The organism is Methanosphaera sp. DEW79 (genome assembly GCF_003266085.1).
In the GTDB taxonomy this organism is placed as follows: domain Archaea; phylum Methanobacteriota; class Methanobacteria; order Methanobacteriales; family Methanobacteriaceae; genus Methanosphaera; species Methanosphaera stadtmanae.
On record NZ_MUZW01000042.1, the window covers coordinates 1 to 16,315 of the forward strand.

At 25.2% G+C, this 16,315-nt stretch carries 19 protein-coding genes; 10 read left to right on the forward strand and 9 right to left on the reverse strand.

Features of this window, described 5'->3' with window-relative positions; all coding sequences use genetic code 11:
• The coding region (locus BZ132_RS03815) for a C39 family peptidase (RefSeq protein WP_286940539.1) at positions 1–1,272 on the forward strand (1,272 nt) is incomplete at its 5' end.
• A 113-nt stretch (positions 1,273–1,385) separates the two neighbouring features.
• Here BZ132_RS03815 and BZ132_RS03820 read toward each other — a convergent pair.
• The 3 genes from BZ132_RS03820 to BZ132_RS03830 form a co-directional block, all read right to left on the reverse strand.
• Positions 1,386–1,619, reverse strand: a complete 234-nt coding sequence (locus BZ132_RS03820) for a hypothetical protein (RefSeq protein WP_011406371.1) — start codon at positions 1,617–1,619, stop codon at positions 1,386–1,388.
• A 76-nt stretch (positions 1,620–1,695) separates the two neighbouring features.
• A complete protein-coding gene (locus BZ132_RS03825; protein ID WP_011406372.1) occupies positions 1,696–2,274 on the reverse strand; it encodes a flavodoxin family protein in 579 nt (192 codons plus the stop codon).
• A gap of 106 nt (positions 2,275–2,380) precedes the next feature.
• Complete coding sequence (locus BZ132_RS03830) at positions 2,381–3,076, reverse strand: hypothetical protein (protein WP_286940540.1); 696 nt, start codon at positions 3,074–3,076, stop codon at positions 2,381–2,383.
• 228 nt (positions 3,077–3,304) lie between these two features.
• Between BZ132_RS03830 and dtd the strand changes: the two genes are divergently transcribed.
• From dtd to BZ132_RS03855, 5 genes are read left to right on the forward strand one after another with little or no spacing between them, the layout of a single operon-like run.
• Positions 3,305–3,751: a D-aminoacyl-tRNA deacylase gene (gene dtd, locus BZ132_RS03835; RefSeq protein WP_011406374.1), complete on the forward strand. Its 447-nt coding sequence runs from the start codon at positions 3,305–3,307 to the stop codon at positions 3,749–3,751.
• Positions 3,752–3,764: 13 nt separating this feature from the next.
• Complete coding sequence (locus tag BZ132_RS03840) at positions 3,765–3,968, forward strand: hypothetical protein (protein ID WP_011406375.1); 204 nt, start codon at positions 3,765–3,767, stop codon at positions 3,966–3,968.
• Between the two features lie 11 nt (positions 3,969–3,979).
• The gene (locus BZ132_RS03845; RefSeq protein WP_286940542.1) at positions 3,980–4,615 is read left to right on the forward strand and encodes a DUF998 domain-containing protein; all 636 of its coding nucleotides are present in this window, start codon (positions 3,980–3,982) and stop codon (positions 4,613–4,615) included.
• 24 nt (positions 4,616–4,639) lie between these two features.
• Positions 4,640–4,954 carry a hypothetical protein gene (locus tag BZ132_RS03850; protein WP_011406377.1) on the forward strand — a complete coding sequence of 105 codons (315 nt, stop codon included), beginning with the start codon at positions 4,640–4,642 and terminating at the stop codon, positions 4,952–4,954.
• Between the two features lie 11 nt (positions 4,955–4,965).
• On the forward strand, positions 4,966–6,363 hold the full coding sequence (locus BZ132_RS03855; protein ID WP_286940543.1) for a hypothetical protein: 1,398 nt from the start codon (positions 4,966–4,968) through the stop codon (positions 6,361–6,363).
• 11 nt (positions 6,364–6,374) lie between these two features.
• On the opposite strand, the gene BZ132_RS03860 is transcribed toward BZ132_RS03855, so the two are convergent.
• From BZ132_RS03860 to BZ132_RS03880, 5 genes are all read right to left on the reverse strand, one after another.
• Positions 6,375–7,307, reverse strand: coding sequence for a hypothetical protein (locus BZ132_RS03860; RefSeq protein WP_112149512.1), 933 nt, complete (start codon positions 7,305–7,307; stop codon positions 6,375–6,377).
• Between the two features lie 103 nt (positions 7,308–7,410).
• Complete coding sequence (locus BZ132_RS03865; RefSeq protein ID WP_048059860.1) at positions 7,411–8,643, reverse strand: FprA family A-type flavoprotein; 1,233 nt, start codon at positions 8,641–8,643, stop codon at positions 7,411–7,413.
• A gap of 154 nt (positions 8,644–8,797) precedes the next feature.
• The gene (locus BZ132_RS03870; RefSeq protein WP_011406381.1) at positions 8,798–9,172 is read right to left on the reverse strand and encodes a desulfoferrodoxin family protein; all 375 of its coding nucleotides are present in this window, start codon (positions 9,170–9,172) and stop codon (positions 8,798–8,800) included.
• A 43-nt stretch (positions 9,173–9,215) separates the two neighbouring features.
• On the reverse strand, positions 9,216–9,785 hold the full coding sequence (rbr, locus tag BZ132_RS03875; protein WP_011406382.1) for a rubrerythrin: 570 nt from the start codon (positions 9,783–9,785) through the stop codon (positions 9,216–9,218).
• 241 nt (positions 9,786–10,026) lie between these two features.
• Positions 10,027–11,838, reverse strand: coding sequence for a DUF2070 family protein (locus BZ132_RS03880; protein ID WP_286940544.1), 1,812 nt, complete (start codon positions 11,836–11,838; stop codon positions 10,027–10,029).
• 177 nt (positions 11,839–12,015) lie between these two features.
• Between BZ132_RS03880 and BZ132_RS03885 the strand changes: the two genes are divergently transcribed.
• The 4 genes from BZ132_RS03885 to BZ132_RS03900 all read left to right on the forward strand — a co-directional run bounded on the left by BZ132_RS03885 (position 12,016) and on the right by BZ132_RS03900 (position 13,962).
• A complete protein-coding gene (locus BZ132_RS03885) occupies positions 12,016–12,552 on the forward strand; it encodes a FumA C-terminus/TtdB family hydratase beta subunit (protein WP_011406384.1) in 537 nt (178 codons plus the stop codon).
• Between the two features lie 5 nt (positions 12,553–12,557).
• Positions 12,558–13,202, forward strand: coding sequence for a hypothetical protein (locus tag BZ132_RS03890; RefSeq protein ID WP_048059727.1), 645 nt, complete (start codon positions 12,558–12,560; stop codon positions 13,200–13,202).
• Between the two features lie 284 nt (positions 13,203–13,486).
• The gene (locus BZ132_RS03895; protein WP_011406386.1) at positions 13,487–13,750 is read left to right on the forward strand and encodes a hypothetical protein; all 264 of its coding nucleotides are present in this window, start codon (positions 13,487–13,489) and stop codon (positions 13,748–13,750) included.
• A gap of 14 nt (positions 13,751–13,764) precedes the next feature.
• Positions 13,765–13,962, forward strand: coding sequence for a hypothetical protein (locus BZ132_RS03900; protein ID WP_011406387.1), 198 nt, complete (start codon positions 13,765–13,767; stop codon positions 13,960–13,962).
• Positions 13,963–14,034: 72 nt separating this feature from the next.
• Here BZ132_RS03900 and BZ132_RS03905 read toward each other — a convergent pair whose 3' ends face one another.
• Complete coding sequence (locus BZ132_RS03905; RefSeq protein ID WP_011406388.1) at positions 14,035–15,894, reverse strand: AAA domain-containing protein; 1,860 nt, start codon at positions 15,892–15,894, stop codon at positions 14,035–14,037.
• Between the last annotated feature and the right edge of the window lie 421 nt (positions 15,895–16,315).

Genomic DNA, 16,315 nt, shown 5'->3' on the forward strand with positions numbered 1-16,315 from the left:
GAAGGAACAATATACACACAATCAACATATAATATAACATTAACGATAATAAAAGATGACACAACAACCCTTACATACAAAAATATTAAAACATATAATAGTAATACAACAATTGATATTCGAGTAAATGGTGGAGATAATAATCAAGTAACTGGTAAAGTTCAAATACTTAATAGTAGGGGTAGATTATTAAAATCCATGACTTTAAAGAATGGTCATGCAATAATTACTCTTGGATTACCTTTAGGTAAACAGACTTTAAGTATAATATATCTTGGAGATAAAACTCATAGATTAGTTAATGTTTCAGATACAATAAATGTTTTAAATCAAACTGTAAAAAGTTATGATAGTGGAAATGAAATTGTTCTTAAAAAAATCATAACTACTAGTGAAAAACCTGATGTTGAAGCATTAGGTGATGATTATCAATATGTTGATGATGATGGAACATACACTATTACAAGTAGTGAAATACTTAGAGTACAGAGATTAGATTCTCTTTGTCAACAAATTTATGGTTTCATGCCTAAATATACCTTCTTTAGAGAGGAAGGCAGTAATATCAAGTATGTTATTGAAAGAAGTAAGTGGAATGTAATATCAAGAGCATTGAATAAATATCATGTAAATAAGGGATTTACTGCAGTGAACCCTCCACATGCACTTAGAATAACATTAAAAGATAAAATTAGATATTATCCAGTATATTATGATTCTCAGGAAGTTATTGGTGGAGTAAGATATACTTGTGGTCCTACAGCTATGAGTATGATAAGCCAAGGATTAAATAAATATAACAGTGAAAGAAAACTATCAAATGTATATAAGACTACAAGGTCAGAGGGTACCTATGAAAGTAATATTATTAAATATTCACCTTCTGTTAACATGACTTTAATTGATATTCCAGATAGTAAATCTGCAGTTATTAGTAGTATTCAATCTGGTGCAATGGTTTTATGGCATATTCGTGGTCATTACATGAATGTTATTGGTTATAACTCAGCAAATGATAAGTTTTTATGTTTAAATCCTTCAGGACCAAGTCATAATATTGAAGCAGTACAATGGGCTTCTTGGAATACTATGATGAAAACTGACAGACCTCTTAAGGGATATGGATTTATGAAAGTAGTACCTAAGTGGTATATAACCAGTTCCTTAAATTCACAGGTAAAAAACTATTATATGAATATGGGCGGTAAATATACTACTCCCAATAATAGTGAAAAACTTAATACAGAGGATGCTGTGACTTATATTGTATAAGAATAATCTATTATTAGATTATCTTATTCTCTTATTTTTTTTATAAAAAAGTAACATGTATTAAAAATAGTTTTTTGAATTTTTAAAAAAAAAGATTTGTTTTTAGAAGATAATTAATCTTCTATATTTAATTTTACATATGGATTATCTTCTGAAGCTCTTTCAAAAGCATTGATTAATTCCTGATCTATTTGGGTAGAATTTGTTATGTTTATTATAGTTTTTGTATAAAATCCACAGAGATATTGATATATATCTTCAAAATCTCCATTAAATACTGGTAAATCAAATGTTTCTTTTAGATATGTTTCATCTACTTTTTTTCCATCAATATTAAATGTGTTCATTTTATTTCATCCCATAAATAATTATATAACAATAGTTATATTTTCATGTTTATTATATATTTCTCCAATAAATTCCCTAAACAGTAGCACTATCCAAGTCTAATTCATGAGGTATTACTTCATAATCCTCTAATTCATATCCTATATCTTCAAATGATTCTAATTCATCTTCAGTAAATCTTTTTGTTAATAAACCACCAATATCTAAGATTTTATTTACTTTAAAATTAGCAGATACTATAACACGATGAGTATTTTTTATAACAAAATCATTGATATAATCTGAGAAGTGTGTAATCATAAGTAACGATTTTTTTTCCTTCATTTCCAAGTTAATATCGTTACCTAATGATCCAAATCTATCTAAAAACATTTTTGAATGACCTGCAATATCATTGTAAAATATTGGTGCTGTAAATATGAAGTAATCAGCATCACGTACTTTATCCATGATCATATTAAAATCATCATCTAAAACACAGCCTCCACCATTTTTACAACTTCTACAACCAGTACAGTATTTTATATTATAATCATCCATAAATAATACTTCATTACTTCCACCTGCATCTTCAATTCCAATTGTTAGTCTATCTACAATTTTTTTACTATTTCCATGTTTATTAGATGAGGTTATTAGCGTTATAACTTTCATTCTGTAAAACTCCCTATAGTTTTTTTATAATTTAATTAATATTATTAAATGAATTTATTTAAATATGTTTAGTATATTTTATAAAAAAAAGGTAAAGGGAGGGTATTTATTTTTTAGGCCAATTATCCACAATCATATCATAATCCTTAGAATCATGGCTCATTTGGATTGAATTATTTTCAATATCAACAATGTCTCTGTTTTTATTTACTATTAGATATGCACTTCCTGTATTAACATTTATGTTATATTTTGTAAAGTCTTTATATCCATTTTCTTTAAGAACATTAACATAACTCATTGCACGATCTTTGTATTTGAAACTTTTCTTTTGAAGTTTTTTACCTGGTGATATTTGTTCAACAACAACTTTTTTTCCCACTTCTTTGGAAAATCTATTTCTTTTTCTTTCTGTTTGATATTTGAAATGTTCATTTTTAAAGTTTATGATATTATCAAAAAATCCTGAGATTTTTGTTTTAATTGAATAGTATGTATTTTTAACTCTGTTTACTGTATTATAAGGATTTGTATTGTATTTGTTGTTAGTTAATATATCTATTAGACTCCATATTTTCGAAGTTATGAATGATGGTCCTTTTATTGTTTTATTCTTTATAATAATCATTGATAGAGCATCTAATATAAATATTGTGAATAGTATTAGACTAAATCTCCATAATGTTACTAAATTTAATATAAATGATAATATTGACCATTGAAACATAAATGATACAATATAAAGGATTTTAGTTAGGTTATTTATGTTAATATTATTTATATTATTAAAATTTTGTTGCATTGAAATCTTTTCCTAAACTTTTGTAACTTTAATTCATTATTATATAACTAATATTATATATACTTTTTTCTAAAATAAGGAAAGAAAAAGATTCCATCAACGTCCATCACAAAAAAAATATATATTAATTACACTAATGGAAGTAGAATTATATAAACTTACAAATAAAAATAATTATATAAATCAAATAAAAAAGTGCTTTTTTAAAAAAATAGAAGAGGATAATAAATGAAATTAGTAGTACAAAGAGTTACAAGTGCAAAGGTAGAGGTAAATAATAACATTGTAGGAAAAATAGGTAAGGGATACCTAGTGCTATTAGGCATTAAAAAAACAGATACTAAAAAAGAAGCAGATTATATGATAAATAAATTAATGAAACTAAGGGTATTTGAAGATGAAGAAAATAAAATGAATCTATCAATACAAGACATTGATGGTGAAATACTTCTAATTCCACAGTTTACATTATATGGTGATGTTACCCATAACAACAGACCATCATTTTCAAATGCCATGAAACCCACTGATGCTAAAAAACTTTTTGAATACTGCTGTAATGAATGTGAAAAGAAGGTACATACTCAGAAAGGAGAATTTGGTGCATTTATGGATGTTAATTTAGTAAATAATGGACCTGTAACTATAATAATAGAAAAAGAATATAATAGCTAAAGAAAGTGTAATTATGAAAATGGACATTAATATTGATGCTGAATTACAAAGAAGAGCAAGAGCAGTATGTAGAAAGGTTAGTGGTCTAACACTAGCTAGTTATTATGAATGGATTATAGAAATGAAATTAAAGGAACTCCCTCCAGTTGATGAAATAGAAGATAAAAGATCCCATATGACAAGTTATAATCCTGATGAATTAGATGATTTATGGTAATTGGTGAAACTATGAATAAAAAAATTAAAAGAAAGACTACAGGTATCATATTTATATTAAGTAGTTTAATATATTTACTAATAGAATACATTGTAATTAAAAATACATCACTTAATATATATGAAGCATACATAAATTACAGTGTTAGTCATATAGCAATGCCACTTAACCAAACATACCTTGGAATAACAAATAATTTCTCACCACAATATATGCTACTAAACATTGCATTTATCATACTAGGAATAATATTTATAATATCATGTATTTTAGAGATAAATAAAAGAATAAATTCAAATAAAATTTTATATTATCCATTAATGATAATTACTGGAGTAGGATTTATTTTTCTAGGAATATTCTCTGCAGGACAAACAAGTATAAATAATCATCAACTTGCAATATTCATGTCACTACTATGTGGAAACATATTTCTAATACTTATGGGAAAAACAATAAATACAAATAAAATACATAGAAATACATCATTAATACTTGGAATTATTGGAACAATATCATTTATAATATTAACTTATTCACTAATAAATAAAGACATGATAATATACATGGGATTATTTGAAAGAATATCCATATACACGCTAATAATATGGAATATTATAACAGGAACATACTTACTAAAACAATAAAAAGCATTGCAGTTGGTTTGAACTATGACAATTATTGAAAAAGATGCAGAAAATATTTTAGATATAAATGAATTATATGATTTAGGAGTAGTTCTCTTTGAAACTACAGTTTTACTAGTAAATAATCTAGAATTTAGTATATGCTGGGTTGAATTTGAGAAACTATATGACATTAGCGTACAAAACCAAGAACATACACAAATTATAGAATATAATGTAGTTAAAGAATTATCAGACATTCAAAAAACATACTTTAACCTATTAAAAGGAGAAACATATGAAGATGAACATGGAAATATAGTTAAATGTATAAGTCATAGTATAGAATATGGATTATAGAGAGGATTAACATGCTACATAATTGTGAAGAAAAGATTATTGAATTAACAAGTGGTCATGAATTTGAAAAATATATAAAAGCATTGGGATTAACAAAAGAAGATGGAATAATCATACAAAACAACCTATTAAATGCATATTATATCAATCAAATAGATGTAAATAACATAGAGTCACAATTAAAAGCCAATATAAATAAATTATTAAATGATAGAGATATTGAAGTTAAACAAAAGGATTTAGATGATGATGAAAAATATCTAATATACAGATATAATCAAGAATACATGAGAGTATACTGCTCAAATTGTAGAACTCAAATTCTTTTTGATGACACATACTGTCATAACTGTGGTAAAAAAACAAATTACACACAAAACACCATTGGATACAACATAATAGATAATACAAATCCACCAGAGCATAGTAGTATTAAATACTCAAAAACAACACTTCTTCACACAACATATAAACTACTTAGATATGTGCAAGATAATCCAGTAATAAGTAATATTCCAAGAGAAATACTAGCACCATATTCTATAGATATTAATGTAGTTATAGATTATGCATTAAATAACAATCTTATAAAAACATCAGTAAATTCTGCTAATTATTATTTAAGATTAACACATCTATCTAAAGAAGAACTTATGAAAATAGCATTAAATAATAAATTAAAAACAGAAGGCACAAAGTCAGAATTAGCCACACGATTAATAAAAAACATAGAATATTCTAAACTTAACCTACTTATTAACAACAAAGCATACACACTTACAGATATGGGTGTAAAATTTTTAGAAGATAATACATATATCATATTCTATGATGTATTTCTATGTAATTATTCATTTGATGAATATATACAATTATATAATGAAAATAAAGATAAGCTAGATAAAATAGAAATAGGATTTTTATTCCTAAAAAATCTACGTAAAAAATATGTTAAAGAATTTAAATGGAAATCATATAGAAACACCTTTAAAGAAGAATTTAAAATAGCAGAATTTAGTAAAAATAAAACTCTGAAAATAACTAGCTTAATAAACTTATTTATATGTGATATTAATTCATGGAATAACAATGTATTTCTTGTAGGGGGTACTGTTCTTGATGATTTTCTAAGTGAAATCTTTCTTAATTTAAAAAAGGAATATGATCTTAATAAAGAAGTAGAAAAATATTTTATTGATGTCTATGATTCTATAGAACTACCCTACTGTATAATACCAAAACAAGATACATATAATTATTTAATAGAATTATTGAATAACAAATCAATAGAATCAATAAGATATGATATTAAATCTAAATTACATTTTAAATTAGATGAAAACTACTTCTTTGATAATTTAGAAGAACAAAAAAGAGTATGTAGTCTATTAAAAGATTCATTCTATTAGAATATATTTTTCTAATTTCTATTAATCATTTTAAAGTCTTCAATAAACCTATTAATATCCATAATATCCTTTGAATTTTCACTTAATGCTGAGTATGAAAATTCTATCATTGCTTTTATCAAGTCAATCTTCTCAGAATTACTAATTTTTTTAACATCACACATACTCATAGAAACATGTTCAATATTATCATTAAATGCTTGTTCTTGTATTTCTTCCCTGAATTGTTCTGGAATAAACCTATCTAAAATCTTTATAACATCATCAGCTACGGTATTTCCAAGCATACACATTTTTTTAGCAACAACTGTATCCATATTCCTCTCTTGTATAATATTAACAACAAATAAATAGTTATTCATTAGATTTCTAGTAAAATAATTCTCACTAACACATGCTAAATACTCCTTACTTAATATGTAACAGGAATTTTTAGCACTAAGAAGTGTTACAAATGCCTCAATATATGTATTTTTCTTAGAATTAAAAATATACATAAGTATCTGTTCAAATATTTCACTATATAAATGTGATGCTAATTCATGTAGTAATTTACATATTTTTTCAGTTTCTGATATTTTATCATTATAAAATATATTATCCCCTGAAAAATACACGTATGTATTTTTTTGATTATCATAATAAAATCTTGAAAACTGTTGTACTAGCTTATATACACGAAAAAGACAGGTTTCATTAGAATGAAAATTTAAATTCATTAATATAATTCTTTCTATATTTTCTATTATTTTATTGTATGTGTCTTCTGTAATATTTGTTTTTAAAATTCTATATTTGTTATGTATAAGCACATCATTAAAAGTGTCATACACTGGTTCTGGAGTAATTCTATTTGTTTTTAATAGTTTACCACAATTATCACAGTACTTCAATAATGGATAATTTTCCATTCCACATAAAGAACAATATATTTTACCATTCATATTATTAATTTATTTTCTTTTTAGAATATAAATCTTTAAATAGAATTATTACATAAAATTAAATTCTATAAAAAAAGGAGAGGAAGTTAAATGTAGATGTGTTCTACATTTCTTTCATTTCTTTAGCTATTTTTACTCCCAAGTCATAACATTTTTCTAAGTCATCATCGTTTGGAACGTAGTTAATTTCTAAGTTATCAACCATTTCAAATCCAGCATCAGCCATTTTACCATTTAGCCATTTAGGACCGTTTCCACCCCAACCATATGAACCAAAGGTAGCTCCTAATCTTTTAATTCCTGTTCTTGAAAATTCTAATTCTTCAGTGTAGAGTAATACATCTGCAATACTTGGGAATACTTTGTTAAATAAGGTTGGAACTCCAAGAAGAACTGCTTTACTTTCAAGAATATCTTTTACACATTCACTTCTTTCATCTTCCTTAAGGAAGTGCATTTTTACATCTACTCCTTGAGATATTAAACCTTCTGCAATAGCATGAGCCATGTATTGAGTGGAGAAATGCATTGTATCATAGATTAATGTTGCTTGTTCTTTTTGGCATACCCCTGTAGCCCAGTTCTGGTAAGCTTCAATTATTTTCATAGGATTTGTCCATATTTGACCGTGTGATGGTGCAATTGTTTTTATTTTTTCTAGTAAACCTAACTCTACAACTTCATTAAGTTTTTTAAGTAATAATGGTGTTAAAGGTGTAAGAAGGTTTGCATAGAATTTTTGTGCTGCTTCCATAACTTCTTCTTCAGGTACTTCAGAATCTAATCTTTCTACTTTACATAAGTGTTGTCCAAATGCATCGTTTGAGAATAATATTCCATCATCTGTTAAGAAAGTAAACATACTATCTGGCCAGTGTAACATTTTAGCATCAAGGAAAGCAAATGTTTTTTTACCAACAGTTAATGTATCTCCAGTTTCTACTGTAACAAATTCTGCATCTGCAAGATCAGGGTAATGTTTTATAAGTCCTGGTTTTGCAATAGGAGTACAGTATATAGGTGCATCTGGGAATTTTGCATGAATTTCAGATAATGCTCCACTATGATCTTTTTCTACATGGTTTTGAATAATATAATCAATTTTCATTTCTTTTCCTTGATCTTCAAATGCATCTTTTATTCTTCCCCACATTTGAGCAGAGTATACTTCTCCAGGATATACATTGTCTATTAATACACATTTATCTTCTGAAAATACTAAAAATGCATTGTATGATGTACCATGTAATGTGTATCCATGATATTCTCTTCTATCCCAATCAAGTGTTCCTACAAAATATATTCCTTCTGCAATTTTTGGTGCTTTTGCTTTCATTATCATATGAATCATTCCTTTAATATTTTTTTATTATTTTTATATTTAAATATTTTAATTTATTCTGTTCACTTTTTTTAGTAATCTCATATTAGTACTTTTCATAATAATTAGATTCTAAAAAAAAGTTAAAATAAAGAAAAGGGAGAGGATTTTAGGATTGCCAGAGACCATGTATTGTACAGAATTCTCTTGCTACTACATCATCTGCTTCTGGTATTTTAAAAGTTGCTTCTGGTTTATCTCCAGGTTTAAGATATTGTTTGTGTATTTGACCATCTGCAATAAGTTCAATAACTGCAATATAATGATCTTCATCCATTGGATGTTCAACTTCCCCAACTTTTACATTATATCCATCATCTACTCTTGTAATAATTGGTTTGTGTTTTGGTTCTCCTTCACCAGATGTTTTTGCTTCAATAACATTTAACTGACTAACATCAGCATCTTTTCCAGGACAGAGAACTTCTATTATATTTCCACTATTTTTACATTGAACAACACTATAATAATCAAATTTAGCCATATTTTTCATCCCTAAAAAATTATTTAAGTTAAATATTGTAGTTCTAGAAATCTTCTGCTAGTTCAAAGTAACTATATGGGTGTTCACAGATTGGACATTTTTCAGGTGGTTTTTCACCTTTATATACAAATCCACATTTTCTACATACCCATGTAACTTCTTCAGGTCTGTCAAAGAATGTTTTACCTTCAACCATCTCTAATAATTTTTTATATCTTGCTTCGTGATGAGCTTCTACAAGTCCAATATTTCTTAATCTTACTGCTATTTCATTATATCCTTCTTCTTCTGCTACATCAGCAAATTCAGGGTACATTACATTAGCTTCATAGTTTTCTCCACCAGCAGCTGATGCTAAATTTTCAGCAGTGTTTCCATAGTCAAAACATACACCAGTTTCTGTGTTGATTTCGTTTTTATCTCCTTTTAATTCTTGGATCATTTTAAATAAAACTTTAGCATGTTGATATTCATTTCCTGCAGTTATAAGGAAAATTTCAGCAATTTTTTCATATCCTTCTTTTTTTGCAATTTTAGAATACATTGTGTATCTGTTTCTTGCTTGACTTTCTCCTACAAATGCTTTTGATAAGTTTTCTAATGTTTTACTCATTTTAAATCACCTTTTAAATATATTTATGTAAATTTTTTTGTATTTTTCCATCTTGTTATATTAATTATACTCATTAAAACTATATAAATATTTTTATCAATAAATAAATAGATTATTACATTATTTAATAAAAGAACATATATTCTTTAAAATATATTAATTTTGAAAAATATTTTTCTATTTAATAAAATTTCTTAAAAAAAAGTTATTTTTATAAAAAAATATAAAATAAATGGATTTCTTAGAAAATCCATAAGATTGTCATTATTGCTGCTACTATAAATATTAGTGGTGCCAATAATTTTGTAACAGAAACTATTGATGTTATAGTAGTTACTAATTCTGTTGAGTTATCAGGACCTAATGTTTTTAGATTTACACGAGATGTTCCAGATGCTACTTCAACATATTCTAAATCATTAAATGCTTTTGGTATTAATTCTAGTACTCTTTTAATTAATAATTCCTGATGTTTTGCTCCAACTGTTAATCCACCACCAGATATTGTATTTACAAGATGAGTATCTGTAGTCATAACTTCTATCATATCAATTTCAGGATATGCCTCATTTACAGCTTCTATTATCTTAGCTCTAAATCCTTGTTTCATGTTATTTCCATCAAAGACTACATATAACATTTTCTGATTATCAACTTCTGTAATCATTATTTTCACTCCACTTTGACCAATACCATCTTTTATAGGAATTTCATCCAGTGGATTATATGCATATCCCATTTTTATTGGATACATATCTTGTTTTTCTATTTTTTCAATGGCCTCTTCTAGTTGAACTACTCTGTTATGTCCTGCTAGTAAACGTTCATAATTTCCCTCAAGACTATTATGACAATCAACAAATACCACATCTTTTACTCCAGTTACAGCTTTTGCTTCATATATTAATGATAATCCTACACCATAATCAATATCATCACCTGATTGAGGTGCAAATGTTGTAAGTAAAATCATTCCTTCATCAAAAAATTGGACACCAACTTTAGCATCTTGTGATTTTACTCTTTGAAATTTACTTGCTTTTTTTGTATATTTAAGATTAGGTAGTATTCCATTAATTGCATCAGTTATTTTATTTACTTCTTTTGCTGCTACTGGGTTAAAATCATGTGTTGCTGCCCCATGGGCAATTATTGCAAAGTCATCTAGTTGATTAGCAATAATTGTTGGAAGATTACTTCCCCCAATAGAACCTACTGGTCCTGGATGAACACATGGTGAAATATAATTAGCTTTAACACCATTTTCTGTTCTGAAACTAATTAAACTAACTGTTGTATCAATTGCTTCTCCCATTTCATTAAATATTTCTTCCATTGCATTTGATCCTTCACTAATTTGTGCAATGAATAAACTTAGAAGTTCTAATCCTCCAACACCTAAATTATTTCTAATAGGTGATTCTATTATCGCTACAAAAGCATAAATTGCTATTGCCAGAACTATTGCTCCAATTATAACCTTAAGATACAATGATAATACTGCATCCATACTAGTTGAAGCTATTACAAGATTAGTAATTAGAACTAACATACTTAATGTTAATACAGGTTGAATTGCTGCTATGAATATTCCTTGATAATATTTTATATTAGATGTAGCCCATAATATAAGAGCTTCTATTGCAAAACCAAATAATATTCCTAGTATTAAACAGTTCCCAGTAATATCTACCTTTATTCCTAATGAAATAATTGATCCTAAAAGGTAGGTTAAACATGGAAATAACATACATACAAATGATAGAAACATTGCTTGTTTTAGTTTCATATGTCTTTTATGTAATTTATTAACACAACTATGTATAAGTCCTCCAGAAGCTATGGCTGTAAGTCCTAATAAAAAGAAAGTAGTTGCTCCTCCACCGAGAAATGCTGATATAACAGTATCTATTGATAATAATTCAGGTTGTAAACAGCCCTCAAGAGCACCTGTAATAAAACTTACAACAAAAATGAGGAATACAGAAATCTTTGTTTTAGGTAATGTTATCATGAAACGTGATAATTTCATTACTCTACTTGTAACTGTCATGTTTGTCTCCTATTTTATTTTTTTTTCTTTAATTATTATATTTTCTTTAATTAATATTTAATGATATTCTAAAATACAATTTTCAATTATAATATAACAAAAGCTATTATAAGTTAAATATATAATTATATATGAATTAAATAATTTAATTTTTCTTAAAATAAAAAAAGGGATATTATGGAATATGAATTAAATACACCATTGAATGATGAAGATATTAATAAATTAGAAGCAGGAGATACTGTTTATCTAACAGGAAAAATTTTCACAGCAAGAGATAGTGCACATAAAAGAATAATTGATTCAGGTGCACCAATTGATTTAGAAGGAGTAGTTTTATTCCATGCAGGACCAATAATTCGAAAAAAAGATGATGATAATTATGAAATAGTTGCTATTGGTCCAACAACAAGTATGCGTATGAATCCATATGAACCTGAAGTTCTATCTATGGGTGTTAAAGCTATTGTTGGTAAAGGTGGTATGGATGATAATACACAAAAAGCTTTAGTTGAAAATAACTGTGTATTCTTAACTGCTGTAGGTGGTTGTGCTGCATTATATGTAAATAGTATAAAAAAGGTGGATTCTGTTAATTGGCTAGATTTAGGTATGCCTGAGGCTATTTGGGAATTAGATGTTGAATGTTTTGGACCATTGATTGTTACAATGGATTCTAAAGATAATAATTTATATAAAAGAAATAAAGAGTGATTATATTGAAAAATAAACTATTGTTACTGTTATTTTTTATAGCTTCAATTGTTCTTATTTCAGGATTTTTTACTTTAACTCCAACATATATTGAAAATAATGGTAATGTACGCCATTTTGAAGATAATGATATGTCTTTTGACATGGCAAGTAGTTGGACTGTCTATGATTATGATAATCCATTAAAAACACCATTTTTACCCAATAGTCCTTCAACATTACTATTAAATCCTGGTAATAATTCACAGTATAGTTATTATAATGGAAGTATCAGTGATTTAACAAGTGATGGTTCAGTATTAAATACTAGTGCAACAAATGCAACAGATGTGGTAATTGTAAAGACTGATATTACAAAGTTAGATTCATTACCTGAAGGAGTAACTATTGATACAGCATATAAATCTGATAGTTTATATCGTCTTATGAATGGAACTGGTGATTTTAAAATAGATAAACAAACTACCTTTGATTTAAATGGAAAAACTGCTTATCAATTTGAATATACTGTTTCATATATAACTTATCAAGATACATGGATAGAACATAATGGTCATTATTATAGAATATTAAGTCAAGCCCCTTCAAGTGTATTTAATAAAGCTTCAAATGAATTTAATATAACATTAAATAGTTTTAAGTTAAAATAAAAAAACTTTCTTTTAATATTTTTTTTAAAAAAATCAATTTTATCTAAAAAATAGATTATTACATGTACATGTATTTTAATATATTTCTAAAATTAAAATACATCTTTATTTTTATAAAAAAACATTTAAATAATTTCATAGTTTATGATAAAAAATTACTTTTATTTTTCTTTTATTCTAAAGTATTTGTATAGGCTGATTCTTTTTCTAGTATATTTTAAAAATTTATTAATAATACTATATACAATATTTAATTAAATAAAAAAAAATATAGAGAGAAAATAATGACAGATAGAATAGAAAAAATATTTACTAAGTTTGCTAATGAAGAAGAAGAAGCATTGAATAAAATGGGTATGACAAAGACAGAATTTATAGAAAATGCAAAAAAATGGTCTGAAACTGAAGATGGAAAACTTGAAATTCAAAAATTCATATTAACACAAGAAATAAGTAGTCTTAAGAAACAAATAAGTGAAATTGAAGAAAATATAGTAAAAAAAGAAAATTCAATAAAAGAAATTGAAATTGAACTAAGTAACCTATAAATGGGGGATTTATAATGGTTGAATTAAAAATTAACAAAAAGGTAATACGAGAAAATGATGATGAAAACAAACCAATGTATGTAGAAATACCACCAGAAATTATAGATGCCTATAGACTACATGATGGTGATAAAATAGAATGGACCTTTTTTATTAACTGTAAAAATCAGAAAAAAACAACATTTACAAAAAAATATACAGGAATGGATTAAATAATCTCTTCTTTCTTTTTTTTATCAACCAAATCTAAAAAAGTAATTCAGACTCTCTAATCAATGAGTAATTTAAATACAATCAGATAAGAATATAGTATTTAATGGCGAAATTTCATTAATTAAATTCTTAATATTCTTTGACTGGGATAATAATGAAATATCTCCAATTATTATTAGTTTTTTACAAGATCTGGTAATTGAAACATTTAACTGATTCTGATTTGATATGAAATTCTCCTGAAACTTCGATAACATACCTTCCCTACTTTTACAAAAACATAATATAATAACATCTTTTTGTCTTCCCTGAAATCTATATATTGTATCAGTTTCTACATTCAAATTGTTCTTATATAATAATCTTTTTATATGGTTTTTATGCCTCCTATATGGTGTAATAACTCCAATACTATCACTATCAAAATTCATATTTATAAGACTAACTACTATTTTTAATACAAGTTTTGCTTCATATTTATTACAACAGCCTTTACTTATATTATCTTCAGTATATTCCATGTTAGATGTATCTATAAATGTTATAGGTGATTCATTTAATAGAAAATTTCTGTTGTTTTTGAGAGCTATTTTTTGATTTCTTATTTTAGTGTATGTTTTCAATTTATTGTTATAATATAATTTACTTGCTATTGCAGATATTTCACTGTTCATTCTATATTGAATATTTAGAAATGTTGAATATTCAGGATATTTTTCTATTAAATAATTAAATATAGACTTATTTAGAATTAAAGAAGCATTGTTATTTATTATTGGCTGTAATTGTTTATTATCTCCAATAATTATAAACTTTTTTGTTTTCATTAAGGCTATAAGAGCTAAATATAATGGAACCTGACTTGATTCATCCATAATAACATAATCAAAATTAATATCATGTATTAAATAATTTGATGATGCAATTACAGTTGAGGCTACTATTGGTATTTTTTTTATTATATTATATTCTATTTTTTCTCTGATTTTTTCTATTTCTTCTTCTAAATTATAGATAATATCTTCCTTTTCTTGAGTATTTATATGTTGTGTATATGAAATATTATCATCTAGTCGTAATAGTTTTCTAAATATTTTTGATATTATTGATTCATCAGATGATTTCTCAATATTAAAAGAATAGTTTTCATAACTTTTTTCTTTTAATTTTCTTATTTTTTCCTTTCTTTTAATTATATGAATATATTCTGGATCTTGTTGGATATGATTGTTAATTGTGTATTTTTTCGTGTTTTTACTAATTTTTAATTCATCGCCAAGTCTAAGTATGTTATTTTGAGGTATCATATCTAATTTTTCTATTATATTATCTAAAGCAATATGTGTATGGGCAGTGATGAGAATTCTTAAATCTTTCTTATATAATTGATTGATTATTTCAACAATAGTATGTGTTTTACCAGTACCTGGAGGTCCTTGAATTATATGAAACATATTAGTTGTTAATGATTTATTTACAGCTATTGACTGATTTTTATTAAGATTTCTACATTTATATTTAGATTTTTCATAGTTAGGTGGTCTATAATCAAATAATATATTTAATAGTTCAGTATTATCTTTATCATGGTTATTCAATATATTTAATTTTAATTCTTCTAATTTACGAATAATAATATCTTTTTGAATATTATAAATTGATATTTCATCATAAATATGAAAATCATTATTATTATCTAATAATTTTAAAAACAAGGTTTTATTTTTATTTTTAATTAAGAATGCTTTTTGTCTGTTTATTTCAACTATTGAATTTAAGGATATATTTAAATCTTTATTGATATTTACTTCTAATACATCATCTTCAATATAACTAATATTACCCTTAATTAATTTATTTTCTTCTTTTTCCCTTTCAATAAGTTGTGTTAGGGGATATAATATTTTATTTTTTATCTTATATTCTATCATAACAAAAATATAATTATTACTATTTAATTAATATGTATTAATAATTTATTATAATAATGAAAAAGAAATTTAAAACTAAAAATGAATATAAAACTAGTAAAAGTCTTATATTCATCTATAGGATATAATTAGAAATATTGTACTAACAATAGTACACAACTACACTATATTTGTGTATTCCAATATTTAATCATCATGATTAAAATATCGTCTTAGATATAATATTAAATTTAATGTATTTTCATAAATTTAACATAATATTTTTATGTTTAATTTTTTATATTAAACAAATAATATTTTATTTTTAAGTATATAATAATTTTATCATTCTAAGAATATTCCAACTCTTAAGTTAGAAATGAATTAAATAAAAAAAATATTATAGAATAGGAATTAGAAAGATCATGTAAATATTAAATAT

Coding starts and splice junctions, on each gene's coding strand:
- BZ132_RS03820 (WP_011406371.1), bottom strand. CDS start 1,619: ATGAACACATTTAATATTGATGGAAAAAAAGTAGATGAAACATATCTA.
- BZ132_RS03825 (WP_011406372.1), bottom strand. CDS start 2,274: ATGAAAGTTATAACGCTAATAACCTCATCTAATAAACATGGAAATAGT.
- BZ132_RS03830 (WP_286940540.1), bottom strand. CDS start 3,076: ATGCAACAAAATTTTAATAATATAAATAATATTAACATAAATAACCTA.
- dtd (WP_011406374.1), top strand. CDS start 3,305: ATGAAATTAGTAGTACAAAGAGTTACAAGTGCAAAGGTAGAGGTAAAT.
- BZ132_RS03840 (WP_011406375.1), top strand. CDS start 3,765: ATGAAAATGGACATTAATATTGATGCTGAATTACAAAGAAGAGCAAGA.
- BZ132_RS03845 (WP_286940542.1), top strand. CDS start 3,980: ATGAATAAAAAAATTAAAAGAAAGACTACAGGTATCATATTTATATTA.
- BZ132_RS03850 (WP_011406377.1), top strand. CDS start 4,640: ATGACAATTATTGAAAAAGATGCAGAAAATATTTTAGATATAAATGAA.
- BZ132_RS03855 (WP_286940543.1), top strand. CDS start 4,966: ATGCTACATAATTGTGAAGAAAAGATTATTGAATTAACAAGTGGTCAT.
- BZ132_RS03860 (WP_112149512.1), bottom strand. CDS start 7,307: ATGAATGGTAAAATATATTGTTCTTTATGTGGAATGGAAAATTATCCA.
- BZ132_RS03865 (WP_048059860.1), bottom strand. CDS start 8,643: ATGAAAGCAAAAGCACCAAAAATTGCAGAAGGAATATATTTTGTAGGA.
- BZ132_RS03870 (WP_011406381.1), bottom strand. CDS start 9,172: ATGGCTAAATTTGATTATTATAGTGTTGTTCAATGTAAAAATAGTGGA.
- rbr (WP_011406382.1), bottom strand. CDS start 9,785: ATGAGTAAAACATTAGAAAACTTATCAAAAGCATTTGTAGGAGAAAGT.
- BZ132_RS03880 (WP_286940544.1), bottom strand. CDS start 11,838: ATGACAGTTACAAGTAGAGTAATGAAATTATCACGTTTCATGATAACA.
- BZ132_RS03885 (WP_011406384.1), top strand. CDS start 12,016: ATGGAATATGAATTAAATACACCATTGAATGATGAAGATATTAATAAA.
- BZ132_RS03895 (WP_011406386.1), top strand. CDS start 13,487: ATGACAGATAGAATAGAAAAAATATTTACTAAGTTTGCTAATGAAGAA.
- BZ132_RS03900 (WP_011406387.1), top strand. CDS start 13,765: ATGGTTGAATTAAAAATTAACAAAAAGGTAATACGAGAAAATGATGAT.
- BZ132_RS03905 (WP_011406388.1), bottom strand. CDS start 15,894: ATGATAGAATATAAGATAAAAAATAAAATATTATATCCCCTAACACAA.